We start from the raw sequence: 26235 nt of genomic DNA on the forward strand, positions 1-26235 counted from the left end.
TCCTAATTATATCAATCAATTAACATGTGGATCATTTGCATCTCTTATACCATCACCTAAAAAGTTAAATGACAACACGAGTAAGATAATCGCAAGTCCGGGGTAAATAGCTAAATATGGATTGGTTTCTAAATACTTACTACCTATTCGGAGAATATTCCCCCATTCAGGAACATGCGCCTCTACTCCTAAACCTAAATAACTCAAGCTACTAGTAGAAATAACTGCGATACCAATAGTTAATGTTGCTCGGACAATCATCGGCGCTAAGGCATTAGGCACGACATGTTTTCTTATAATCCACCAATTCCCCTGCCCCAGTGCATGAGCAGCTTCTACATACTCATAGTTTACGACTTGCAGTACATTCGCTCTCATCGTTCTCGCATAGGAAGGAATGGCTCCTAAACTCAAAGCAATGATCAAATTAGTCGTTGAAGCGCCAAAAGCAGCTACTATCGTGATAGCAAGTAACATACCCGGGATGGCGTACAAAACATCTAACAACCGCATAATAATATTATCTGTACGCGAACCATAATAAGCTGAAATCGCTCCTAATGTTCCTCCAATCATTAGAGGAATCACAGTTGATAACAAACCAACAGATAAAGAGATCTGGGCTCCGAAAATAATTCTAGAAAATACGTCCCTTCCAAAATTATCTGTTCCAAAAGGATATATCAAAGACGGCTCTTGTAAAATGATATTATAGTTGTTACTTTCTGAAAATGACTGACTAAATGAAAAATTGCTCGTAACAGAAATTGTAATTAAAAACGTAATGAATAACAAACCTAACAGTGCGGCTTGGTTTCGAACTAACTTCTCTCGAATACTCGTCTTTCTCTTTCCTTTTTGACCTGCAATACCCTCTTTATAGAGAGAAACCGCAACAAATAAAGTCAAAACGTTCCCAATTAAAGAAGAGAGTGCCAATAAAACCAAGACTATTCTTTTTATATTATTATGCCACCCATGCCACTTATCTCCAAAAACTAAGATAAAGCTATGGAATAAAAGCAAAGAAATTAACACATACATTATTGTTAAAAAACTTTCTGCAACAAAGGGTTTAAAAACGTTCATTGCTGTTACACTGATAACCAAAACATCAACTAGAACCATGTAGATCGAATAAATAAAAGCTGTGCTTTTTGATTTTTTCAATGTAACAAGTCCAGAGATGAAGGTAAAAATATTTCCCGAAAAAATCCCGAATAAAAGGATAATTGAAAGAAGTTTAACCTTCTTGTTCTTTTTTTCGGAATGATAACCTTTCACACTTACACTTTTCAATAAAGTTTGATGTAAAATACTAAAAACAAATTGTGCTATAAACATGTAGAATAAAGGCATTTTTAAAGAAACGGGTTGCCATTGGATACTTAAAAGCAAGAACAATGCTGACCAAGCCCATGTTAAGCCATTGTTAAAGCGAACTTGATTAACTGTTTGCCTCGTTTGATAACTCTTCATTTTATCTCCTCACCTCTCTCATCAACCGTTCTTGACTCGAGAACGAATTCGTGGATCAAGAAAACTATATAATAAATCGACAAAAACATTCACAATAGATAAAACAATCGCTATATAAATAACACCAGCCATTACACTTGGAATATCTGGAATAAATTGCTTATCTACTATATAACTACCGATTCCGTTAATTGAAAATACTTTTTCCGTTACAGATGCACCGCCCAGCATTCCACCAAACTGAAGACCAATGATCGTGATAATTGGAATTAATGCATTGGGTACTGCATGACGCAAGATAACTTTCGCTTCAGAAAGTCCTTTCGCCCTTGCCGTAAGAATGTAATCTTCATTAATCACTTCTAAGGTAGAAGAACGCGTCATTCGTGCAACTGAAGCCATCAATCCCGTTCCTAAAACAACGGTCGGCATTATTAGTGACATTGCATTCGTCGAACTATAAGTCGCTGGTAGCCAGCCCAAATTAATTGAAAAAGTTAAAATAAATATTAAGCCTTGCCAGAAGCTAGGAATAGAAATTCCAAGTAAAGCAATTAACATAAATAACTGATCGAATGTAGTATTTGTTTTAACTGCTGCATAGATACCGGCTGGCAGAGCTACTGCTACTGATAATCCCAATGCATACAGGGTTATCTTCAATGTGATTGGGAAACGACGTAAAATCGTTGTCACAACACGTTCATTCCCAGCATAAGCATTTCCTAAATCAAAGGTAAAGATCCCTTTAATGGTTTCTCCTAGTTGAACAAAATAAGAATCATTCAAACCATGCAATTGACGGAAATTCTCTACTTGCTCCGGTGTGGCCTGGTTTCCGAGGATATTTGTCGCCGGATCAGAAGGTGAAAAATATAATAGAGTAAAGACAATAACGGTTACTCCAATAATAACAAAGAACATCATTAATAGACGTTGTATCAAATAATGCAGACTAGGTAAGGAAACAACAATTAAAAATAAATACATTGGCCAAGCTAGGAATAAAGAAAGGACGAGTCCGCCAGTCGTTGATAACCAGTCCAACGTTGTCTGGAGGTAACTTTGAGCGCCCGTTTCATCATTCTCATAGTAAGCTTCTACCCTTTCGCTTATTTCTCTATTTGATTCCTCTTTGTACAGTTTCTCTACTCGTCTTTGGTTCTGCGACGAGGAGACGTTTAGGTTCAAGAATTTTATCTTTTGTTTTTCTTGATTTTCTAATTGACTCCTTAGAGCCTCTGCCCTTCCACTCTCATTGAATTGTTTCTCCATTTTATCTCTTATATTTTTTTCTCCAGATTTTTTCTGTCGAATTAAATATGATATGAAAATAATTAATTGGAATAACATCCCAAAAATAAACAGGCCCATTCGCCATGATTTATTCTGATATGCTTTTTTATAGTGATATTGGATGTTATCTGTCCATCGATCGATCCAATTTTTCTTCGATACCATTTTGATCACCTCTTTACGCAATTTAAATATTACTACCAGAAAGATTCTTTACTTAAAAAAAGTCATAGTAAATATCTGTTCCTCTTTTAGATAAAACCTAATATAGCAAATGTGATATAGCTAGTCAAAACTTCCGTACTGGGAATGATAAATTCTTCAAAATGAGAAAAACAAGAGCGATCTCATCATAGAATAATGTAAAAAGAATACCCTCTTAAAAATTAACACGAAACCCAATGGTGAGGCTCTACTTCTTTAAATTCTGTTCCTTGATAGTTTTGAAGTTCTTCTTCGGTATCTTTTTTATTCTTTTTCATGGCCTCTATTGATGGGTCAGGTATTGGAATAGCCGATAATAGTTTCTTTGTATAGGGATGAATTGGGTTTGAAAAGAGTTCTTCAGAATCAGCAAGTTCAACAATTCGACCCTCGTGCATCACGGCAACACGGTCGGAAATTTGCTTAACCATAGCTAAGTCATGAGCGATAAATAAATAAGTTAACTTCAGTTTTTCTTGAAGAGACTCTAGCAACTCAACTATTTGCGCTTGAATAGAAGCATCAAGAGATGAAAGCGGCTCATCTAACACAATAAACTCTGGGTTTACTGCTAATGCACGAGCGATACCAATACGCTGACGTTGTCCACCTGAAAATTCATGAGGGAAGCGCTCAACGAAAGAGGCGTCTAAGCCAACTAAATCGAGTAACTCCAATACACGATCGGTGCGTTCTTTTTTATTTTTTACTAAACCATGGGTATCCAGCGCTTCACCAATGAGATCTATTACTTTCATTCGCGGATTCAACGAAGCATAAGGATCTTGAAAAATCATCTGTATATGTTTACGCATGGATTTTAATTCATTTTTATTTAAATGATTTAAGTCAAACCCTTCATAGACTATTTCTCCAGCAGAAGCTTCATGTAAGCGTAAGAGAGTGCGACCAGTGGTTGTTTTTCCTGAACCCGATTCACCAACAAGTCCTAATGTTTCCCCACGATAAATATCAAAGTTCAAATTATTAACTGCTTTTATCGTTTCACCCCGTCCATATGGGAACTTTTTTTCTAGCTGCGATACTCGGACGAGAGCGTCTCGTTCTCCACTATGAATTTCCTTTAATTTTTCTTTTTCTTTCTCTGTTTTATCTTTATATAGGTTTGGTATGGCATTTAAAAGCATTTTGGTGTAGTCATGTTGAGGATTCTCAAAAATCTCTGTTGTCTCACCGCTTTCGACAAGTTCCCCGTGACGCATCACCATTACACGGTCACACATATTAGCAACAACACCAAAATCATGCGTGATTAATATAATAGCCGTGCCATATTTCTTTTGAATATCTTTAAGTAATTCCAAGATTTGTGCCTGTATTGTTACATCTAAAGCAGTGGTTGGTTCATCTGCAATAATAATAGACGGACTGCAGGCCAGTGCCATCGCAATCATCATTCGTTGACGCATTCCACCAGAAAACTCATGTGCATATTGGGTAAAGCGGAAGTCAACATTGCTTATCCCAACATCTGTCATGATTTCTTTTGTTCGTCTTTCTGCATCCTTTTTTGAAATTTTTTCATGGAGGCGCAAAATTTCTACAATTTGTTTGCCGATAGACATTGTTGGATTTAGTGACGTCATTGGATCTTGAAAAATCATAGAAATGTCTTTTCCTCGTATAGAACGTAATTCTTTTTGAGTTAAGTTGAGTAATTCCGTTCCTTCATAAGTAATACTAGATTCAGGATGAATATAGGCGTTAGAAGAGAGGAGTTGCATAATAGAGCGAGCCGTTACGCTCTTGCCACTTCCTGACTCCCCGACCAGTCCAAGTGTCTCACCTTTTTTAATAGAAAAGGATAGGTCAGATACAACTTGTTGCTCATCTAATTCAGTTGAAAAAGAGACAGATAAATTATTGACTGTTAGTAAATTCTCCATTGTTTCTTCCTTTCTCACAATTTACTTTATCTTTCAAAGAATATCATTTTTTTACACGAAATGAAAGTAAACTTCCTTACAAAAAAATAAGTTTATCGAATTTCGAAGATATCTGAGAGCGTCATTTAACACAGAGTTTAATCTTGTGATGACTTTTCAATATAAATATAGTTCTTTTCAATATATAGTTTTTTCTTTATAAAATCATTTTATGTAATTTTTTTTCGAAATTTCAATTTTTAGTTAGCACTTGTTAAAGTTGATATTCTTGTACTACCATAATTTTAAATTATAATTTTTAGAAATAAAAAAGGCTTCCTACCAGCGTTTAGAAGCTGTTAGGAAACCTTAGTAAAGCTATAATGGAGTTGAGGGGAGTTGAACCCCTGTCCAGACATATCGACACTCAAGTATCTACGTTCATAGTTTTACTATTTAAAGTTTCGCTCAGCATCAGCCGTAAAACGGGCATCATGCGTTGCTAGTCTGATGATCTCTTCTTAGTCTTACAGACGGAAAGACTAAGCGTATCCCACTTATTATAGGACCCGATACCGAGCACATGGGCGATGCCGGTCGGATCACGCTAAGCTGTTATTACGCAGCTAAAGCGTAGTTATTGTTATTATTGTTTGCAGTTATATTTAACTGTGACGTTGATACGCAGTCTCGTCACCTGCGGAACGCAACCCAAGCTCAATCTACGCCTGTCGAATCCGTAACAACCCCGACATAATAGGTTGAGTCTTCATTGACTCTATACATATTATAGCATATCTGTATGAAAAGTAAAGGCTTATAGCTTATTAATAGTAAGTTTAAATAAATGCGTTCTCTCTCTATCCATTCATTTACTTTTGCCCTCAATCATTTATTCTATGGTATTAGACAGCAATGCACTATTTCCTTTTCTGCCTCATAAAAGAATTAAACCCGCACCAGATTATACTGATGCAGGTTCAATACTAGTTTATGACTTATTTAGCTTTTGCCGTTGTAATACCTAAGATTGTTTCTTTGGCATGGATTAAATCTGTGATTTGCTGGCAATAGGGTGCTTCAAGTCCTAATTTTTTAGAAGCTTCAGCTACTTCACCATTTAAATAATCAATCTCAGTGGGACGATTATTTTTTAAATCTTGATGCATGGATGGGTAATGGGCGCCCACTTTAGCGGCGACTCCTTTGAGGTACGTAATGGTTTCATCAACATCCAATATCACATTATCCTGATGCTTAGCTACTATTGCAAACTCTTTAATAATACGTGTCAACATAGAATCAATTTCAGATGTTTGGAAAACTTCCTCGATATTTGCGTCCAACAAGGTACATAAGGCATTCATTGTCCCATTCACACAAGCTTTACGCCAAGTAGTATAGTTTACATTTTCACTGTAAACACCATTTAGTCCACTCTTTTGAAGCATCTCAACGATTTCCAGAGTTGCTTCTTTTTCGCTTGGATCACTATTTTGTATTTCAACAGGCCCTTGACCATTAAAGTGCGTGTGCCCAGGAGCATCGATGCCTGCTGTCCAAACGGTTGTCCCCATTATAATATTTTTTCTGTCTATATATTTTTCCAGTGTTTTTAAGTGTCCTAAACCATTCAGTAAACAGACTACCTTAGTATTCGGGCCAATGATATGTTCAATACTTTCCATCATTGCATTGAGTCCCATTGATTTAGTGAATACAAAGATAACATCCATTTTCTCTTTCAACTCATGTGGTTTACATATAGTCATTTTCTGGTTATCTTTATCGCCATTAACCGAAATGGTTAGGCCTTCTTCTTTTATTGTATTAATGTGCTGTTCCCAGTTATCCAGTAATGTGACGTCAGCGCCACCTTTTTGTAAGTGGTAACCAAAGCCACACCCAAGTGCGCCCGATCCTGCAATTGCTATTTTCATAAATTCATTCTCCTTTAGTATTAGTTTGTTGCGGGGACAAATTTAAATATTTCATGTTCATATATTTTTAGAACTTTATTAAATAATATATCAACAATTACTGCGCCTCCAAATGGAATAACGAAATATGCCATAATTACCATCCAAAGTTCTGATCCCATATTAACGGCTTGTATTGGACCAACTAAGCCTACTATTCCAAATCCTGCTGTTTCTGGGATACCATGCATACTAAACACATAAGCGCCAACACCTGAAAGAACAGCATTTACAACAATAGGGATGACAATTCTTGGATGTTTCACAAGGTTTGGCATCATCATCTTCATCGCACCTAATAGTATAGCTAATGTTGTACCACTTTGGTTAACTCTTTGAGAACCGATTACTAAAATGGCAGTACATGCTGTGATTCCAACTGCTGCAGCACCTGCACCTAATCCTGATATCCCAATAGCTATACCAATGGCTACTGTAGAAATTGGTGAAATGATAAGAATAGAAAAGGCGACGGAAATTAAAATGGCCATAGCGAGTGGCTGGAGTTGTGTGAATGTATTTATTCCATTACCAATCGTTGTCGTTACTAGACTGACATAAGGCAGCATCAGTATACCAATTGTTCCCACACCTGCTCCAACAATTATAGGAAGTAAAATCAAAGTCAGAGACCCTAGCTTTCCTTCCAATAAGCGTGTAACAAAAACGGCTAGGCCTGAGATAATCATAACATTGACCAGGTCCCCAATACCAACTAAAACTATGCCTGCATCTGTCACAGCATAAGCGCCAGATCCTAAGAATGCTGCTGCACCTATAATAACACTCTGCATAGGATTTAGTTTGAATTGCATTCCAACGAGCACACCTATCAAAGCTGGTGTTAGAAATTGCATAGTAGACACAATCATTGCCAATGTTTCAAAAATAGCTCCATAGGGAATGAGTGCTTTAAAAATCCCTCCCAAAATAGCATTCGCAATTAAGCCAATAACAATCCCACTTGCAGTCCCCGCTAACACTTTATTAGTATAGTTTTTAAACGTCAATTGTTCTTCTTTTAACATTCCAATACCCCTTATCTATAATGTTTTATTTCTTTTTTTATAATGTAAGTTCATTTTATCACAATACCTTTCATTCTTTCAGAAAGTGTTATGATAATTCAGTAAAAGATATTTAATAATCAAAAGTTTCGAACTCATTATTTTCTAACATTTTTCGAACGTTATTTTGTTTAAAAACCTTAATAAAGTTAAAAACCTTGCACTATGGCTTCAGTCTTAAATGAATAAGAGTTTGAAGACAATAGAATGCAAGGTTTTAATTATTTTTTATTCAGCATCTTGAAAGTGTGAGACATCATTATAACGATCTAAATGAAATAGCCCATCTTCATAGTTGACAACAGATACACTGGCGTTTAATAAGCTTTCTGTATCGTTAAGATTTGGGATAATATTTTGTAAAATATAACGGATCGTTCCTCCGTGAGCAACAAGTAAGATTTTTTCACCTGTGTATTTGTGACGATCCATAAGTTTAATTAATCCTTTTTCTACACGTGACCAGAACATTTTGAAATCTTCTGCATGTTTTTCTGGATCTATGGCTCTAAATGCATCCATTCTTTCAGGGACACTTGTATTTTTGAATAGCTCTTTTTGTGTTTCGTAGCCAAGGTGCTCTCTTACTTTATCATAGGCTTCAGAACCGTACATCCCTTCCATTGAGCCAAAGAAAACTTCTCTAAACTCAGGCATTTGTATCATATTCATTGTTTCAATCTGACCATTTTCTTCTAAAATAATTTTGGCTGTGTCCTGTGTACGTTGTAAATCACTGGTATAAACTGCATTAAACTTTTCATCAGCCAGTCCTCGTCCACATCTTCTCACGTCTTTTTTACCTTTTTCAGTTAAAGGCATATTGCTCCAACCCTGCATTCGTCCATAGTAATTGAAGTACGTTTCTCCATGACGGACAAAATATATTTTAACACCTTTATTTGTCATTCTTCTCCACTCCTCTATAGCTCTATTTCTATTCTATCAAAACCTTCTCAATATTGCGATAAAAGAGAGTCATTTCTTTTTTTGAGTCTCACTATTAAAAAATGACCCTAAATCACCTCAACACGGTATTCGTATCGAGACAAAATAGGATCATTTTAAATCTTTTTATTTTGGAAAAATTGCTTTGTTGTTTTTAAAGAAAACCACGCCACTCAAGGAAAGTAAAATTACTATCCCAACAAGTAATAAAATTTGAATGATTCCGGCCATATCGGGTGTTAGTCTTCCGCTCATATACGAGCCATAAATGCCTATAAAGGCCCAGGCCAACGGTAATGGAAATACTGCGTTTTTAAATTGACTCAAATAAAAGATAGCAAAGCCAATTGCAACGAGCAAGATGAGTACCGTCCAGATAGATTCTGAGATACCGAACCCACTCCATCCCAATTGAACCAGATAGACTGATACATTAACGATGGTCGCAATAAATACCCATGCACTATAAAGTGAGAAAGCTGTCCCCGCTAAAGTAAACGAAAAGTTTGATCGCTTTTTATAAAGTTTTTCTACTATAAAAAGCAAACTAAAAAGAAGACCTAAAATAAATAACGTCGATAGCCCTATGCGTAGGTATGAGAAAGCAATAATCCAAGCTATATTAAATAAGGAACTGATAATAAATAACGGTGAGACATCTATAATGATATCACTGATTGCTTTGTCTTTCCGTTTAACTAAAAAATAACCTAATGTAGCTAATAGCAGTATATAGATAACTCCCCAAATGGAAAATGCGAAGCCCGCTGGTGTAATGAGCGTTGTATATTTATCTGATACATCTACCTGACTGGTGTCGTTAAAAAAGCCAGAAGAGCCTAAATAGTTGATACCTAGCACTAGAAAGTAAGCAACTAAATTAGCTATCGACCAGTTTCTTGCTTTAACAGCATGATTATGTGTCATTATTAATCATACTCCTTTACTTTAGATTTGTTTAATAATTATCTTTCACTGCTCGTCTAAGCTGACGATCTTGATCACGTCTCTTGATTGTTTCTCGCTTATCATACTGCCTCTTACCTTTGGCTAAACCAATTAAAACTTTTGCAACACCGTTCTTGATATAAACTTTTAGTGGAATGAGTGTCACGCCACCTTGTTTCGTTTCTCCAATTAATTTATCGATTTGCTTTTTTTTCATTAACAGTTTTCGTGTTCTAACTGGATCGTGATTGAATTGATTTCCTTTTTCAAATGGAGCGATATGCACATTGTATAGCCAAATTTCGCCTCTACGAATACTTGCATAGCCGTCTTTAAGGTTAATCCTCCCAGCACGAATTGACTTGATTTCGGTTCCATGAAGCACAATGCCTGCTTCTATTGTATCTAGGATAGAATATTCATACCGGGCTTTTCTATTTTGGGCTATTAAATTACCTTGTCCTTTCGGCATGTGAGTCCCCCTTTTCTTTATTTTTTAGGTTTTTTTGTTTTACGTCTTTGTTTACGCTTGTTTGAACCTGTTTTATCCGTATTCTTTTGTGATGTATGGTTTCTATTCTGATTCTTTTTATTTCCTTTTTTACGATTATTACCTTTATTCCCTTTGCTTGCAGCTTTTTTATTTTTAATACATTTGGCTTTTGTTTCTTCATCCTCAACTAGTTCAAAGTCGATTTCATGTGATTCTTTATCTGCCTTAGTTACCTCTACTTGTACGGATTGACCAATTCGGTAAACATTTCCTGTTTGCTGACCAATGAGCAGAAGCTCGCGATCATTGAACTCATAGTAGTCGTCATTCATATTTGAAATGTGAATAAGTCCTTCAACCGAGTTGGGTAGTTGAACAAATAAACCAAAATTCGTAACAGATGTGATAACGCCCTCGAATTGTTCGCCAATTTTGGTGGACATATACTCTGCCTTTTTCATTTCATCTGTTTCACGTTCTGCATCCACGGCTCGTCGTTCTGTCGTGGAACTGTGCTCAGCAATTTCTGGTAGTTTACCATTCCAATAGCTTTTAGCCTTTTGTCCTTTCCCGACTTCATCATAATAGTGAATCAAGCGATGAAGAATTAAGTCTGGGTAACGTCTAATGGGCGAGGTAAAGTGAGAATAATATTCAGCTGCCAAACCGTAGTGACCGATGGGTACCACATCGTATTTTGCTTGCTGCATTGAACGAAGTAGGAGCATCTTAATAACGCCTTCTTCTGGAGTGTCAGCTACTTTGTCTAGAATATTTTGAAGCTTCTTAGGACTGATAGATTCTTTTAGTCCTTTAACATTAATCCCAAATCCACTGACAAATTCAATGAAACGCTGCATTTTCCCTTCATCAGGCTTATCATGAATACGGTATAAAATGGGTAAATCCTGTTTTGCAAAGTGTTCAGAAACAGTTTCGTTCGCTGAAAGCATAAAGGACTCGATTAACCGTTCCCCAACGCCTCGTTCACGAAGGATAATGTCCACAGGAAAGCCTGTTTCGTCAACTTGTATTTTTGCTTCATGCGTATCAAAGTCTATTGAACCACGGTTAACACGTTTTTCTTCAAGAATATTATGCAGTGACTCCATGTCTTTTAACATGTCGACAATACCTTCATACTCTGCTTTACGCTCAGCATTGTCTTCTTCCAAGATTTCGTTTACTGCCTGATATGTCATACGGTGGTGATTGTTGATTACACTTTTTGAAACATCATAGTCTACGACTTGTCCTGATTTATTGATTTCCATTTCACAGCTAAGTGTTAAACGGTCAACATGAGGATGAAGAGAACATATTCCGTTTGATAAACGTTGCGGTAACATTGGAATCACACGGTCTGTTAAATAGACACTTGTTCCACGTTCAAACGCTTCGCTATCCATTGCGCTATTCTCAGTGACGTAATGACTGACATCTGCGATATGCACACCTAAATAGTAGTTGCCATTGTCTAGACGTTTGACTTGAATCGCATCGTCTAAGTCTTTGGCATCCGCACCATCTATTGTAATAATAACTTCATCACGTAAATCTTTACGCCCCTTGAGATCTTTCTCAGAGATACTATCGGGAACATTTTTAGCTTCTTCGATAACTTCTTCTGGAAATTCACTTGGGATTCCATGCTTATGAACAACAGTTAAAATTTCGATTCCCGGCTCATCTTTATGTCCAAGTGTTTTTGTAACAATACCAGCTAAATGATTTGTTTCACCATTAAAAGCAAAGTCTGTTACCTCAATTTGAACGATACTGCCATCCACTGGTCGAATACCTTTTGTTTCTATTTCTACAACTAAATCCGGCATCTTCTGATTTTTTGGCTTCACATATCCGTAGAGACCGTTCTTTTTAACTTCATTTTCAGGGTATGGATTAAACTCTCCAAAAACATGTTCAATCCCACGTTCAATGATTTCAACCACTTCTCCCGCTGGCCCCTTATCCTTATGCGGTAAAGCTTCTTGCGTTACTTTTACTTTAACCAGATCCCCGTTCAGGGCTGATTTTGTTTCAGTGGGTGGGATGAATATATCCTGTTCGTATTCTTCAATCGTTACGAAACCAAATCCACGGTCATTTCCACTGAATCGACCTGTCATTCCAGTTGTTCCATTTTTTAATTTGAATTTTCCATTTTGTAAAAGTACGATTTTATTTTCTCTTTCAAGTTCCGCAATTGCTTTCACAATTTTCTTGAAATCATTTGCTCCTGAGCGGTTAAGTCCTTCACTGATTTTGTTAACTTCCAGTGCCTCTTCGTTCTTTTCCTTCATAAATTCAACGATATTTTTCTTTAATTCTTTACGTTCTTTTCCTTCATTCGATAGTTTATTTTCTTTACTCAATTGTCTCCTCCGTCCCAGTTAAGCGTTGATAAGAAAGTTAAAACGTGTGTCTGTAATTCTTTTCCTACGCTTCCTGTTGTGATGACGTGCTCGCCATCTTCATATAATTTAATTGATACTTCAGCTTGGGATAATGATTCTCTAAATATCCTTGCAGTATCAGGTTCGATAAGTTCGTCTTTTTCACCTTGACCAATAAATATCTTTTTATCAAGTGTTGGGTATTCTTCTTCCATTTTAGAAACAAAGGTTTTAAGGTTAGCAAACATCTCTTTTAGTTCGATTTCAGCTTTAGACATTAACCCTGCTAGTTCATCTCTTTCGTACCCCTTTGTACGTTTAACCGTTTTGTACCATGAAAGAAAGTTTTCGGTTACGTGATGATCGTACGTGGTTGTGACTGGAGCAGAAAATGTCCCACCGCCAATTGCTGCTTCTTCATTTAATAGGAGATGCGTCGCGACAACTCCACCAAGTGATAAACCAAAGACTGCGATTTCCTCATAGCCTTTATCTTTCAAGAATGCGAGAGCTTCCTCTCCATCTTTTATCCAATCTTCAATGGAATAATTAAAAAGATCATCCAAATTACTTGTCCCATGTCCAGAAAAGACTGGGGCATAAACGGTGTAATTAGCACGTTCTAAAGCTCTAGCTAAGCTAATTACATCCCTTGGTGTGCTTGTAAAGGCGTGAAACAATAGTACAGCGCGTTCGCCACTTTCATAAAACAATGATTGATTATTCATTTAAAAATCCTCCTTCAGACTCTCTTCCATTTTACCTTAAATCGTACTATTTTTATACCGAAATACAATCGTCATCTCAATCTTTCTTATTCTGCTCGTTGTTTTATGAGGGGCGTCAGTTTATTCATATTGTTTTTCGTATGAGCTAGCTGATGTGTGCTTCGCTTCAACCTACTCAATGAGTTTCTTTTTTGAGTTAACCGATGTGAGGCCTGCTTCAACATACTCAAATGTTTTCTCGTTTGAGTTAGCTGATATACGCCCTACTTCAACTTACTCAAATATTTTCTCGTTTGAGTTAGCCGATATACGCCCTACTTCAACATACTCAATGAGTTTCTTTTTTGAGTTAGCTGATATACGCCCTACTTCAACTTACTCAAATATTTTCTCATTTGAGTTAGCTGATATACGCCCTACTTCAACCTACTCAAATATTTTCTCGTTTGAGTTAGCCGATATACGCCCTACTTCAACATACCCGTAGGCTTTTCCATTTGAGTTAGCTAATGTCATACCTACGTAGCCATAAAAAAATACTCTTGTTTCTCTAACTTTAAAAGCTTTCGCTCGTAGAAGTTAAGGAGTCACAAGAGTATCGTGCAAATGATTACTATTTAAAGAATTTGACTTAGAGTGAATGCTAATCCGAAAAAGATGATTAAACTCACGACCGTTGTTTTAATAAGTACGGCTTCAAATCCGCGTGCTTTTTGTTTTCCAAATAATTGGCTTGCGCCACCCATAAATGCATTTGATGCACTTTGAGTTTTTGTAGGTTGCATAGCAATAACTATAATAATGAATACTGATAAAATAAGCATGATTGTAAGTAAAATATCGTACATAAAACATGACCTCCTTTTGACAAGTCTCCTACTTTATAATATAGCACAAAATCAAGTGGGTTTCCAACTGATTATTCATTTCATTTAGCTATTTCCACTTCACATAGCGATGAAAATCTTGGGTATATCTGATGTTTTTATTGCCCCCTTTACATACGCTATTCGTAACCAATCTAATCTTTACTAATGGTGTGATTGACTCACTCATCCCCTTTTTCTGACATACTAAGCCTACAATTTTTTAGCTGTTTCTTAGCTGGCTGACCTAGTATATAAGCTATAATCTTTTTTAAATATACAAATAACCCCTTTATCCTACTGTGAAGTAGAATAAGGGGCTATTTGCTCTATACTATTAACCTGTTTGTAAAACTTCCAAGTTTAGCTAAGATTTTTAAGAATTATTTGTTAGCTAAGTTATAGAAAGCTTGTAAACCTTCATAAACAGCTAAGTCACCTAATTGGTGTTCGATTCTTAGTAACTGGTTGTATTTAGCAATACGGTCAGTACGGCTTAATGAACCTGTTTTGATTTGTCCTGCATTTGTTGCAACAGCGATATCAGAAATTGTTGAATCTTCTGTTTCACCAGAACGGTGAGAAACAACTGCAGTATAACCAGCTTTTTTAGCCATTTCGATTGCATTAAATGTTTCTGTCAATGTACCGATTTGGTTAACTTTGATTAAGATTGAGTTACTGTTTCCTTCTTTAATACCACGGTTTAGCATTTCAGTATTTGTAACGAATAAGTCGTCACCTACTAATTGAACTTTGTCGCCTAGGCGATCAGTTAATAGTTTGAAGCCATCCCAGTCGTTTTCGTCCATACCGTCTTCAATAGAGATGATTGGGTACTTGTTCACTAATTCTTCAAGGTAGTCAACTTGCTCTTTAGCATTACGCTTAACGCCGTTTTCACCTTCGAATTTAGTGTAGTCATAAACACTGTTAGCAGCATCGTAGAATTCAGAAGCAGCACAGTCAAATCCAAGATAAACATCTTTACCCGGTTCTAAACCTACTTTTTTGATTGCTTCTAGAATTGTTTCTACGCCATCTTCAGTTCCTTTGAAACGTGGAGCAAATCCACCTTCGTCACCAACAGATGTTTCTAGTCCGCGGTCTTTCAAGATTGCTTTAAGTGCGTGGAAGATTTCAGCACCCCAGCGTAAAGCTTCTTTAAATGTTGGTGCACCAACAGGTAAGATCATGAACTCTTGGAATGCAATTGGAGCATCTGAGTGTGATCCACCATTAACGATGTTCATCATTGGTGTTGGTAATACTTTCGTGTTTGTTCCACCAAGGTAACGGTACAATGGTAAGTCTAGATAGTCAGCAGCTGCACGTGCAACAGCGATAGATACGCCTAAGATTGCATTTGCACCTAATTTACCTTTGTTTGGTGTACCATCAAGGTCGATTAATGCATGGTCAAGTCCCATTTGGTCGCGAACATCCATACCAATAATAGCGTCAGCAATTGTGTTGTTAACATTATCAACTGCTTTAGTTACGCCTTTACCTAAATAACGGTCTTTGTCGCCGTCACGTAATTCTACTGCTTCGTGTTCACCAGTAGATGCTCCTGAAGGAACCATTCCGCGCCCGAAAGCACCTGTTTCTGTATAAACTTCAACTTCGATTGTTGGGTTTCCTCGTGAATCTAGTACTTCGCGTGCAATAACATCTGAAATAAATGGCATTGATAATTCTCTCCTTTGGTTTTTTGTTATCAACATAAAGTTAACAACAGTTTGGTTTTATTTTACTTATTCTTTGGTTAGAAAGAATAAAATTAAAATCAGTTAAATTAGTCTTTCTTGATTAAACTTTCGCCTGTCATTTCTTCAGGCTTTTTAACACCCAATAAATCAAGCATTGTAGGTGCTACGTCAGCAAGTTTACCATCGCCGCGTAAAGTTACACCTTTTTTAGTCACTATAACTGGCACGGGTACTGTTGTATGTGCTGTATGTGGCTCGCCTTCTGGTGTCAGTTCTGTATCAGCATTACCATGGTCCGCAAATATGATTGCTGATCCACCTTTTTCATGAACGAGATCTACAAAACGCCCTAGATTTTCGTCTACTGCTTCGATGGCTTTAATTGTTGGCTCAAGCATCCCTGAGTGTCCAACCATATCTGGATTTGCGTAATTCAAGATAATTGCATCGTGTTTATCATTCTTAACATCTTCAAGTAAAGCATCTGTAACTTCGTATGCACTCATTTCAGGCTTCAAGTCATAGGTTTCTACTTTAGGTGAAGGGATAAGAATACGATTTTCTCCAGGGAATTCGTCATTTGTTCCACCGTTCATAAAGAATGTAACGTGTGGATATTTTTCAGTTTCAGCTATGCGAAGTTGAGTCAAGTTATTATCAGCTAATACTTGTCCAAGCACATTTTTAAGGAAGATAGGCGGGAACATAACTTCCGCATCCATGTCAGCTGTATACTGAGTAAATGTAACAAATTTAACATTTTCAGGGCGTGTTCCTCTGTCAAACCCATCAAAGTTATCTTCAGTCAGCGCACGAGATAGTTCAATCGCACGGTCAGGACGGAAGTTGAAGAATAAAACGGCATCATTGTCTTTAACTGTTGCAACAGGTTGCCCCTCTTTTTCGATAACAACAGGTTCAACGAATTCATCCATTTTTTTATTTTTATAACTTTCTTCCATTGCTTGTACAGGATCGCTTGCTTTATTCCCTTCGCCGTGGAAGATTGCATCGTAGGCACGTTTGATACGTGGCCAGCGATTATCTCTATCCATTGCGTAGAAACGACCTGAAATCGTAGCAATTTCTCCAAGACCAAGTTTTTTAATATCTTCTTGAAGTTTTTTAATAAACTTAATACCTGAGTCTGGTGCTACGTCACGTCCATCAGTAAATGCATGAATGTAAACATTTTTAACACCTTTATTTTTGGCTGCTTCAACAATGGCATTTAAGTGTCGCTGATGACTGTGCACGCCTCCGTTTGACACGAGTCCAAACAGATGTAAGGCAGAATCATTATCATTAACATGCTTAATTGCATTGTTTAACTTATCATTTGTGGCAAATTCTTTGTCTTCGATTGCTTTATCAATTCGTGTAATGCTTTGATAAACAACGCGTCCAGCACCGATATTGGTGTGGCCAACTTCAGAATTCCCCATTTGACCTTCTGGTAATCCAACAGCTAAACCAGAAGCGAGCATTGTATTGTGCGGGTATTCATTCCAGAGGCGATCGAAGTTTGGCTTATTAGCTTGTACAACGGCATTACCGTATTCTTCTTTACGCCAGCCAAAGCCATCTAGAATAATGATTGCTACTGGAGCTTTACTCATTTATTCAGCCGCCTCCAATAATTGCAAGAATGAATCTGCTTCTAAGCTTGCGCCTCCAACGAGTGCGCCATCAATATCTGGTTGAGACATAAGTTCTTTAATGTTAGCAGGTTTAACAGATCCACCATATTGCATGCGTACAGCGTCAGCTACATCTTGTGAGTATAACTTAGCAACTGTTTGACGTACAACAGAGATTGTTGCATTAGCATCATCAGCTGTTGCTGTTTTACCTGTACCAATAGCCCAGATAGGCTCATAAGCAATAACTGTTTCTTTTACTTGTTCAGCTGATAAGCCTGATAAAGCAGCTTTGACTTGTCCAGCTACTAAATCATTCGTTTGTCCAGCTTCTTTTTGTTCAAGTGTTTCTCCCACACAAATAATTGGGATCATACCATTATTAAACACTGCATGTGCTTTTTTGTTGATCATTTCATCTGTTTCGTGGAAGATTTCACGACGCTCAGAGTGTCCAATAATAACGTACTCGACACCTATACCTGCAAGTGCTTTAGGACTGTTTTCTCCTGTGAAAGCACCTTCGTCTTCATAGTAGCTATTTTGAGCTGCAATTTTCAAATCAGAATTTGCAGTTAAATCCACTAAACTTTGAAGATAAATACTTGGTGCACCAATAATAGCATCAACTTTATCGTTGGAAGGCACTTTTCCTTGTACTTGTTCAATAAATGATGCTGCTTCTTTAGAGGTTTTGTTCATTTTCCAGTTTCCTGCAATAATAGGTTTACGCATTCTTTTATCCCTCTTTCGTTGTTTTTATTTCTTTGAATTGTTTTAAATCAATTATTTAACCCTTTTTTAAATTGAAACCACAGTCGCTTCCGCTCCTCTGGTACTGAGCCACTAAGCATTGAAATGCAAGTGGCTCAGCAATTTCACACAGGAATCAGAACGGCTTGTCTTGCTTTTCTATTGTCTAGCAATCTAAGCCTGATTCTCAGTGAAAAAAGATAACTATAGCCATTGCGCAGTATGCTCATTCGGGCTATAGTTCCTTTTTTTCACAGGAATCATAGCGGCTTATATTGCTTTTCTTATTTGTCTGAGATTACTGCGATTCCGGGTAGTTCTTTTCCTTCAAGGTATTCTAGTGATGCTCCGCCGCCTGTTGAGATGTGGCTGAAGTCGTCAGCGTAGCCTAGGTCTTGTGCTGCTGTTGCTGAGTCACCGCCACCGATAATGGTTGTGGCATCGTCAAGGTTAGCTAGTATTTCACATACTGCTGCTGTTCCTTTAGCAAAGTTAGACATTTCGAATACACCCATTGGGCCATTCCATACGACTGTTTTTGCACCTTTTAGTTCTTTTTTAAAGTTTTCTATTGATTTAGGACCAATATCCAGCGCCATTTTTCCGTCTGGTATTTCCCCTTCGATTGTTTCTGTTGGTACGTCATTAGAAAATTCAGAGGCAACAACGAAATCTACTGGTAAAACAAGTTTGTCTCCTGCTTTATCCATTAGTTCTTTAGCTAAAGCCACTTTGTCCTCTTCTAATAGTGAGTCACCAATATCTTTTCCTAGTGCTTTATAGAACGTATATGTCATTCCGCCACCAATAATTACTTTGTCAGCTTTTGATATAAGATTTTCTATAACACCGATTTTATCTGAAACTTTTGCGCCACCTAAAATAGCCACGAAAGGATGTTTAGGTTCGTCAACTGCTCCACCGATAAAGTTGATTTCTTTTTCAACTAAGAAGCCTGCTGCTGATTCAACATTGGAAGCAATACCTACGTTTGATGCGTGTGAACGGTGTGCTGTTCCAAAAGCATCATTTACAAAGACGTCGCCTAAGCTAGCCCAATACTTACCTAATTCAGTATCGTTTTTGCTTTCTTTTTTACCGTCAGCATCTTCAAAACGTGTGTTTTCAAACATTAGTATTTCACCATTGTCTAGTTCGCTTACAGCATTTTCTAATGCTTCGCCACGTGTTTCAGCAACAAAAGTTACTTTTTTACCAAGCAGTTCACTTAAACGCTCAGAAATTGGCTGCATTGATAAGCCAGCTTTGTCTTCATCTGATTTTATACGTCCTAAATGAGAAAACACGATAGCTTTTCCGCCCTGATTTAACACATATTCCAAGGTTGGTAATGCTGCTTGAATACGGTTATCGTTAGTTATTTCGCCATCTTTCATTGGAACGTTAAAGTCAGCACGAACTAATACTTTTTTACCCTTAAGATCTAAATCTTTAACAGTTTTCTTTGCCATTAGTCGAATCATTCCTCTCTTATATAAGCTCTTTTTTTGTAAAAACCATAATTTTCACAAAAAAAGGGGGAAGCGCGATCCCCTATATTAAATTGAACATTCAAGTTTTAGTTGCTGATGCACTAAACATTTTGTTCTCTTCATTATAGAGTATATGCTCCCCCGCTTATTAAACTCTGTTTGGTTTTATTTTCTATAAAATTAGAAGTTTCTGGTGATTATAATCCAGCGAAGTATTCTAATGTACGAACCATGTTACCAGTAAAGCCGTATTCGTTATCATACCAAGCTACTGTCTTAACTAACTGACCGTTTTCTCCGTCGATAACTTTTGTTAATGTTGAATCAAATACTGATCCAGCTGGCATACCAATAATGTCTGAAGATACGATTTCATCTTCATTATAAACGAATGCATCGCTTGAGTATTTTTTCATCATTTCGTTAACTTCTTCTTCTGTAACTTTTTTGTCTAATACAGAATATAATTCTGTCATAGAACCCGTAACAGTTGGTATACGAACAGCAGTCCCGTCGATTTTACCGTCTACTTCTGGGATTACTTTCCCTACTGCTTTAGCTGCACCTGTTGAAGCTGGAATTGCATTTTGTGCTGCTGCACGGCTCTTACGTCCACCTGGTGAGTCTTGTAAAGATTGTGTTGACGTATAAGCGTGAATTGTGCTCATTAAACCACTGTCAATCCCGAATTCTTTGTTTAGTACATTAACCATTGGTGCTAAACAGTTTGTAGTACATGATGCAGCAGATACTATTGTATCGTTTGCTTCGATATCTTCATGGTTAACACCATAAACGATTGTTTTTAGATCGCCTTTAGCTGGTGCTGAAATTAGAACACGTTTTGCTCCTGCATCTAAGTGAGCTTGTGAAGCTTCTTTTGATACGTAGAATCCTGTTGATTCAAGAACGATATCAATACCTAAGTCGCTCCACGGAAGTTTGCTAGCATCTTTTTCTGCATAGGCTTTAATTTCTTTTCCTTTAATGACAAGTGAATCACCTTTTGCTTTCACGTCATATGGGAAAGTACCTTGAGCTGTATCATACTTGAATAGATAAGCTAAGTCTTCGTTGTCTGTTAAATCATTAACAGCTACAACCTCTAAATCTGAACCACTTTCTAAAATACGACGTAGTGCTAAACGTCCAATACGTCCAAAACCGTTAATTGCTACTTTTACTGACATAATCTAATTTCCTCCTTAAGAAAATTATCTTTTTTTATTTTATCAACTAAATTTAATAACTTCAAGCCAGGCTAGATCTTAAAGATTTGCCATGTGAGTTAAAGTTCTTACCATGTTACCAGTGAAGCCATATTCGTTGTCATACCAAGAAACTGTCTTAACTAACTGACCGTTTTCTCCGTCGATAACTTTTGTTAATGTTGAATCAAATACTGATCCAGCTGGTACACCGATAATGTCTGAAGATACGATTTCGTCTTCATTGTATACGAATGCGTCGCTTGAGTATTTTTTCATCATTTCGTTAACTTCTTCTTCTGTAACTTTTTTGTCTAGTACAGAATATAGTTCTGTCATAGAACCTGTTACTGTTGGTATACGAACAGCAGTCCCGTCGATTTTACCATCTACTTCTGGGATTACTTTACCCACAGCTTTTGCTGCACCTGTTGAAGCTGGAATTGCGTTTTGTGCTGCTGCACGGCTCTTACGTCCACCTGGTGAGTCTTGTAAAGCTTGTGTTGACGTGTAAGCGTGAATTGTGCTCATTAAACCACTGTTCATACCGAATTCTTTATTCAATACGTTAACCATTGGTGCTAAGCAGTTTGTAGTACATGATGCAGCAGATACGATTGTATCGTTTGCTTCGATATCTTCATGGTTAACACCATAAACGATTGTTTTTAGATCGCCTTTAGCTGGTGCTGAAATCAGAACACGTTTTGCTCCTGCGTCTAAGTGAGCTTGTGAAGCTTCTTTTGATACGTAGAATCCTGTTGATTCAAGAACGATATCAATACCTAATTCGCCCCAAGGTAGGTTGCTAGCATCTTTTTCAGCGTAGGCTTTAATTTCTTTGCCTGCTACATAAAGAGAGTCTCCTTTAACTTCGACTTCTTCAGGGAAACGGCCTTGTGCAGTATCATATTTCAATAGATAAGCTAAGTCGTCCTTATCTGTTAAATCATTTATTGCTACTACTTCCATATCTGTATCTAATTCCAAGATACGTCGAAGTGCTAGACGTCCAATACGTCCAAAACCATTAATCGCTACTTTTATTGCCATGTGTTAATTTCCTCCTTAGAAAATTTCTTTCATTTAATAACTAAATCATTTTAAAGAGTTTTACTCTTTTAAAATCTCATTCGCGGCTGCCTCATCCGTCACTAACCATGTGTGAGGAGGGACATTTTTTATGTGTGCTTTAATTGCTTCGGCTTTATTTCTTCCTCCAGCAACAGCAACCACATGTGGAATACTTGGTAACTTTGACGATCTAAGTCCTATCCGTGAAAGCTTATAAACGATTTCACCTTGCGGATCAATAAATTCTCCGAACGCTTCAGCAACTGCATTTTTTTCTTTTAACTGCTGGAGTATTTCTTTATCCATCCCTCTACGTTCGGCCATTTTAATGGCATTACCTATACTGTAAATAACCAGTGACGCATTCTCTACTAAATCAAGCGTTTCTTTGATATCTGGCTCTTCAGAAAGTAGTGAATAGGTTTCAGTACGAACATGTTCCGGTGCATAAAGCGCTCGACTTTTACCACCCGTTCGTTTTGCCATCTTTTCAGCAATGGCATTTGCCTGAATATCAACCGATTCACCTAATCCCCCTCGGGCTGGCACAAAGAGCATCTTACGATTTAACCTAATTTTATGGTCCATCGCTCCGGCTACACGTACCATCGTGGCCCCCCCCATGACGGCAATCGTTGCCTCGCCATCAGGCAAAAGGAAGTCTAATACTTCAGTCGTCGCCCGTGCCATATCATCAACACTTGACGTGTCTGTATCTGTGTTACCAATAACTATAGTGCAATGATGAATCCCTAGCTTATTAGCTAGTTTGGATTCTTTTTCTTGCGACTGAACATGCTGTCCCATCAATTCATCTAGTTGATGAAAAATTGTTATACCAATTGGTGTGCACTCCATACCTCGAGATGAAGATTTTATCAGCCCTTGATTTCGCAGGACATCTACTTCTTTTCTCAAAAGTCGTTCAGTGTACCCAAGACGATCAGCAAGTGACCGACGTCCTATGGGGCCTACTTTTTGAATTTGATTCAAAATATAGTATCTTTGCTTTAAAATATACAGTGTTCCTGGCGCAACTTTTTCTATTACTGATAGCATACTTACATGCGCACCTTTCTTGAAAACACTTGTCATACTTCAATAATGCAACCCATTCTTACCTGTTTTGCATCCAACTAAAATTATAACAGGATACGGGCCATTATTCAACCCGCCAGCTTCATTTGTCGGGACCATCAACGTCCAGCGTTGCCCAACATTTTATTTATCGTATATATCTTAAGCTAATCCTTCTTCTATTAATTCCTCTAACTCTTTTTCTGCTATTTTCTGATCAAAAATAGCATCGTTTATAAACACAGTCGGAACTGTTGTTACATTAGCTTCTCTTGTTTCTTCTAAGATGGCTTCTACATGTTCTTTGTTATCATGCAAGGTAGCCTTTCTTTTTTCTTTTGCATAATTAGCAATTTCCTCTTCAGATAAATCGCCCCATTCATCAAGATGAGCGTAGTAAAAGGCAATATCATCTTTTGCTTGTTCTGGATTACTGTGATTCAAGTAACGATGAAGCACATTCCCTTTTTTCAAGCCAGGTTTTTCCTTATCAAAGTGTTTTATTATACGCTGTACTTTATTCTCTTTTACGTAAGCATCTAACATAGGAAGAGATTTCTCAAACCATTGCTTGGAATATGGACATCTCAGATTGATAAATTCAATAATTTTGACAGGTGCTGTATCACTTCCAATAGCTATTCCACCTTTTGTCGTGACTTTTTCACTTTCAATTCCTGATGTATCCAATTCTTAACAAGCTCCTTTCTTTATTTCTCTACTCTCCTAAGTATACCCCTGACACAAATCTTTGACCAGTAAAACGCCTTATAATACAGTGTTTTATATTTTCTTTAAAATTAAATGCGCGAACAAAAAAACACCCCTTAATATCGTGTGCTTTTTTAGCAACGACCTCAAGAGGTGTCTATTTAAATATAACAGATCTTTGATCTATTACGTTTATTTATTCAAGTCTGCAGATGTATCCATGATCTCATCCACTAACCCATATTCTTTTGCTTCTTCTGCTGTCATAAAGAAATCACGATCAGTATCGCGTTCAATAACTTCTTTAGATTGTCCGGTACGTTCAACCAAAATACTGTTCAAGCGATCTCTTGTTCTTAAGATGTGCTTAGCAGCAATTTCAATTTCTGTCGCTTGTCCTTGAGCGCCACCTAATGGTTGGTGAATCATGATTTCTGAATTTGGTAAAGCAAAACGTTTGCCTTTAACACCCGCGGCAAGTAAGAAACTTCCCATTGAAGCTGCTAGTCCAATAGCAATCGTTTGAACATCTGCTTTAATAAATTTCATTGTGTCAAATATAGCCAAGCCTGCTGTGACACTTCCACCTGGAGAGTTTATATAAAGATAAATATCTTTCTCCGGATCTTGTGCGTCTAAAAATAGCAACTGGGCAATAACCGAGTTAGCTACTTGATCATCAATAGGTCCACCTAACATGATGATGCGGTCTTTCAACAAACGTGAATAGATATCATAAGCACGTTCACCACGTGGAGATTGTTCAATAACTGTTGGTACTAAATTCATGTAACTTCCTCCTAATATATATGTCTAAATTAGTGTAGCATAATTAGTCTTTCAATTGAATCTAAAATGATTATACACCTTTGGTCAATATAGGTCAAATAATTAAGATTCTTTATGACATGCTAACTTTTTTCCTCTTCCATTGCTTTTTTACTTTTTTCATAAGCGGCTATAGCGAGCTTTCTTTTATTCTTATGTGATACGATTGGTTCCGGGTAATCTTTACCAATGATTACTTTGTATTCTTTTTGTTCTTTCTCAGTAAGTTTTTCAGGTTGATGTATTTTTTTATCTGTGACTTTATTTAATTCTGGTACAAATTTTCTGATAAAGTCTCCCTGTTTATCAAATCTTTCTGATTGAGTTGTGGGATTGAATATTCTGAAATAAGGGACACCATCCGTTCCAGTTGAAGCTGCCCATTGCCAACCACCAATGTTACTCGCGGGATCATAGTCTATCAGTTTTTCTTGAAAATATTTTTCTCCCCATCGCCAATCTATAAGTAAGTCTTTGGTCAAAAAAGAGGCCGTTATCATACGGAGACGATTATGCATCCACCCTGTTTCATTAAGCTGACGCATAGCTGCATCAACAATAGGAAAGCCGGTTTCCCCCTCTTTCCAAGCTTTAAAATTTTCCTCGTTATTGTCCCATTCAACTTTTGTAAATGCCTTTTTAATAGGGGCATCTTTCTGGTCAGGATGCGAGGCGTAAATCATATTGTAAAAATCTCGCCAGGCTAGTTCTTGAATAAAGGTAGTTCTTCCCTTCGTTTCTTCTTGGCTCATAACTTTATTGAAGACTGTTCGGATAGATATTTCTCCCGTTCTTAAATGTTTAGATAGGCGGCTCGTTGCATCCTTTAATGGAAAATCCCGTGCTTCTTTATATGCTTTCAAGTCGTTTTCAATAAAACTATCTAGTAGCCTGTGCGCTTCTTTTGTTCCGAATTCAGTAACTGGTATCGGCGCAAGCTCATTTAAAAAGTTTTGAAATTTGTCATTATCTTTTAGAAATAATTGTTCTTTTAAAATAGTGTCGCTGCTGAAATCTACTCGAACAGGATCAGATTTTTGACGCTCAATCCATTTATTATAGTAAGGCGTAAAGACTTTATAAGCCGTTCCTCCATTCGTTTTGATTTCCTGAGCAGAATGCATATAGTGGTCATGGAAACCGTGTGCGGTAATACCAAGTTCCTGAAAAATCTTTCCAGCTTCTTTATCTCGTTCTAGACCAAAGCTACTTTCATCTCTGTTAACATAAATATCTGTCCATTCAGGGACTTCGTCTTTTAATTTTTTGAAAATATCTTGTAGGTCTCCATATGCTATTTGTAACCGAGCCCCTTCATTTGATACTTCCTTTTGGAATGTTTCCACACTTTTAAAAAAAGCAGACATATTCAAGGCGTCTGTATTTAAAAATTGCTCCGGATTTACGTGAAATAATAAAAAAATTACTTTTTATTTTTTATCGTACTTT

The 26235-nt window shown here is 37.1% G+C and carries 21 protein-coding genes, 1 other RNA gene and 1 pseudogene; all 23 read right to left on the reverse strand.

Features of this window, described 5'->3' with window-relative positions; genetic code table 11:
* Positions 1-15: 15 nt before the first annotated feature.
* Entirely contained in the window at positions 16-1479 is a 1464-nt protein-coding gene (locus tag BMX83_RS05070) for an ABC transporter permease (protein ID WP_091634237.1), read from the reverse strand.
* Between the two features lie 21 nt (positions 1480-1500).
* Positions 1501-2940, reverse strand: coding sequence for an ABC transporter permease (locus tag BMX83_RS05075; protein WP_091634239.1), 1440 nt, complete (start codon positions 2938-2940; stop codon positions 1501-1503).
* 221 nt (positions 2941-3161) lie between these two features.
* Positions 3162-4058 carry an ABC transporter ATP-binding protein gene (locus BMX83_RS11185; RefSeq protein ID WP_425425831.1) on the reverse strand — a complete coding sequence of 299 codons (897 nt, stop codon included), beginning with the start codon at positions 4056-4058 and terminating at the stop codon, positions 3162-3164.
* A gap of 18 nt (positions 4059-4076) precedes the next feature.
* Positions 4077-4886: pseudogene (locus BMX83_RS11190) on the reverse strand (ATP-binding cassette domain-containing protein); the annotation flags it as partial.
* Between the two features lie 360 nt (positions 4887-5246).
* Positions 5247-5615, reverse strand: a transfer-messenger RNA (tmRNA) gene (gene ssrA / locus BMX83_RS05085).
* Between the two features lie 248 nt (positions 5616-5863).
* Positions 5864-6805: a 2-dehydropantoate 2-reductase gene (locus tag BMX83_RS05090; RefSeq protein WP_091634247.1), complete on the reverse strand. Its 942-nt coding sequence runs from the start codon at positions 6803-6805 to the stop codon at positions 5864-5866.
* 20 nt (positions 6806-6825) lie between these two features.
* Positions 6826-7872, reverse strand: coding sequence for a PTS sugar transporter subunit IIC (locus BMX83_RS05095; protein ID WP_091634250.1), 1047 nt, complete (start codon positions 7870-7872; stop codon positions 6826-6828).
* A gap of 267 nt (positions 7873-8139) precedes the next feature.
* Positions 8140-8820: a histidine phosphatase family protein gene (locus BMX83_RS05100; protein ID WP_091634253.1), complete on the reverse strand. Its 681-nt coding sequence runs from the start codon at positions 8818-8820 to the stop codon at positions 8140-8142.
* A gap of 165 nt (positions 8821-8985) precedes the next feature.
* Positions 8986-9786, reverse strand: a complete 801-nt coding sequence (locus BMX83_RS05105) for a TspO/MBR family protein (protein ID WP_091634256.1) — start codon at positions 9784-9786, stop codon at positions 8986-8988.
* Between the two features lie 31 nt (positions 9787-9817).
* Positions 9818-10279 carry an SsrA-binding protein SmpB gene (smpB, locus tag BMX83_RS05110; RefSeq protein WP_091634259.1) on the reverse strand — a complete coding sequence of 154 codons (462 nt, stop codon included), beginning with the start codon at positions 10277-10279 and terminating at the stop codon, positions 9818-9820.
* Positions 10280-10296: 17 nt separating this feature from the next.
* Positions 10297-12675 carry a ribonuclease R gene (rnr, locus tag BMX83_RS05115; protein WP_245746634.1) on the reverse strand — a complete coding sequence of 793 codons (2379 nt, stop codon included), beginning with the start codon at positions 12673-12675 and terminating at the stop codon, positions 10297-10299.
* Complete coding sequence (locus BMX83_RS05120; RefSeq protein ID WP_091634262.1) at positions 12672-13424, reverse strand: alpha/beta hydrolase; 753 nt, start codon at positions 13422-13424, stop codon at positions 12672-12674. Before BMX83_RS05120 ends, rnr begins: the two co-directional genes overlap by 4 nt.
* Positions 13425-14041: 617 nt before the next feature.
* Positions 14042-14272, reverse strand: a complete 231-nt coding sequence (gene secG / locus BMX83_RS05125; RefSeq protein WP_091634266.1) for a preprotein translocase subunit SecG — start codon at positions 14270-14272, stop codon at positions 14042-14044.
* A 401-nt stretch (positions 14273-14673) separates the two neighbouring features.
* Positions 14674-15981: a phosphopyruvate hydratase gene (gene eno, locus BMX83_RS05130; protein WP_091634269.1), complete on the reverse strand. Its 1308-nt coding sequence runs from the start codon at positions 15979-15981 to the stop codon at positions 14674-14676.
* Between the two features lie 107 nt (positions 15982-16088).
* The gene (gene gpmI / locus BMX83_RS05135; protein ID WP_091634272.1) at positions 16089-17621 is read right to left on the reverse strand and encodes a 2,3-bisphosphoglycerate-independent phosphoglycerate mutase; all 1533 of its coding nucleotides are present in this window, start codon (positions 17619-17621) and stop codon (positions 16089-16091) included.
* The gene (tpiA, locus tag BMX83_RS05140; RefSeq protein WP_091634275.1) at positions 17622-18377 is read right to left on the reverse strand and encodes a triose-phosphate isomerase; all 756 of its coding nucleotides are present in this window, start codon (positions 18375-18377) and stop codon (positions 17622-17624) included. It abuts the gene before it with no gap.
* Between the two features lie 302 nt (positions 18378-18679).
* On the reverse strand, positions 18680-19867 hold the full coding sequence (locus BMX83_RS05145) for a phosphoglycerate kinase (RefSeq protein ID WP_091634278.1): 1188 nt from the start codon (positions 19865-19867) through the stop codon (positions 18680-18682).
* Positions 19868-20085: 218 nt separating this feature from the next.
* Positions 20086-21078: a type I glyceraldehyde-3-phosphate dehydrogenase gene (gene gap / locus BMX83_RS05150; protein WP_091634281.1), complete on the reverse strand. Its 993-nt coding sequence runs from the start codon at positions 21076-21078 to the stop codon at positions 20086-20088.
* Positions 21079-21156: 78 nt separating this feature from the next.
* Complete coding sequence (gene gap, locus BMX83_RS05155; RefSeq protein ID WP_091634283.1) at positions 21157-22149, reverse strand: type I glyceraldehyde-3-phosphate dehydrogenase; 993 nt, start codon at positions 22147-22149, stop codon at positions 21157-21159.
* Between the two features lie 60 nt (positions 22150-22209).
* Positions 22210-23229 carry a sugar-binding transcriptional regulator gene (locus BMX83_RS05160; protein ID WP_091634286.1) on the reverse strand — a complete coding sequence of 340 codons (1020 nt, stop codon included), beginning with the start codon at positions 23227-23229 and terminating at the stop codon, positions 22210-22212.
* Positions 23230-23409: 180 nt separating this feature from the next.
* On the reverse strand, positions 23410-23937 hold the full coding sequence (locus tag BMX83_RS05165) for a thioredoxin domain-containing protein (protein WP_091634288.1): 528 nt from the start codon (positions 23935-23937) through the stop codon (positions 23410-23412).
* Positions 23938-24150: 213 nt separating this feature from the next.
* Complete coding sequence (gene clpP, locus BMX83_RS05170; protein ID WP_091634291.1) at positions 24151-24747, reverse strand: ATP-dependent Clp endopeptidase proteolytic subunit ClpP; 597 nt, start codon at positions 24745-24747, stop codon at positions 24151-24153.
* 122 nt (positions 24748-24869) lie between these two features.
* A complete protein-coding gene (locus tag BMX83_RS05175) occupies positions 24870-26210 on the reverse strand; it encodes a cryptochrome/photolyase family protein (RefSeq protein WP_218141924.1) in 1341 nt (446 codons plus the stop codon).
* Between the last annotated feature and the right edge of the window lie 25 nt (positions 26211-26235).

The sequence above is a fragment of the Alkalibacterium gilvum genome (assembly GCF_900109085.1).
Lineage (GTDB): Bacteria > Bacillota > Bacilli > Lactobacillales > Carnobacteriaceae_A > Alkalibacterium > Alkalibacterium gilvum.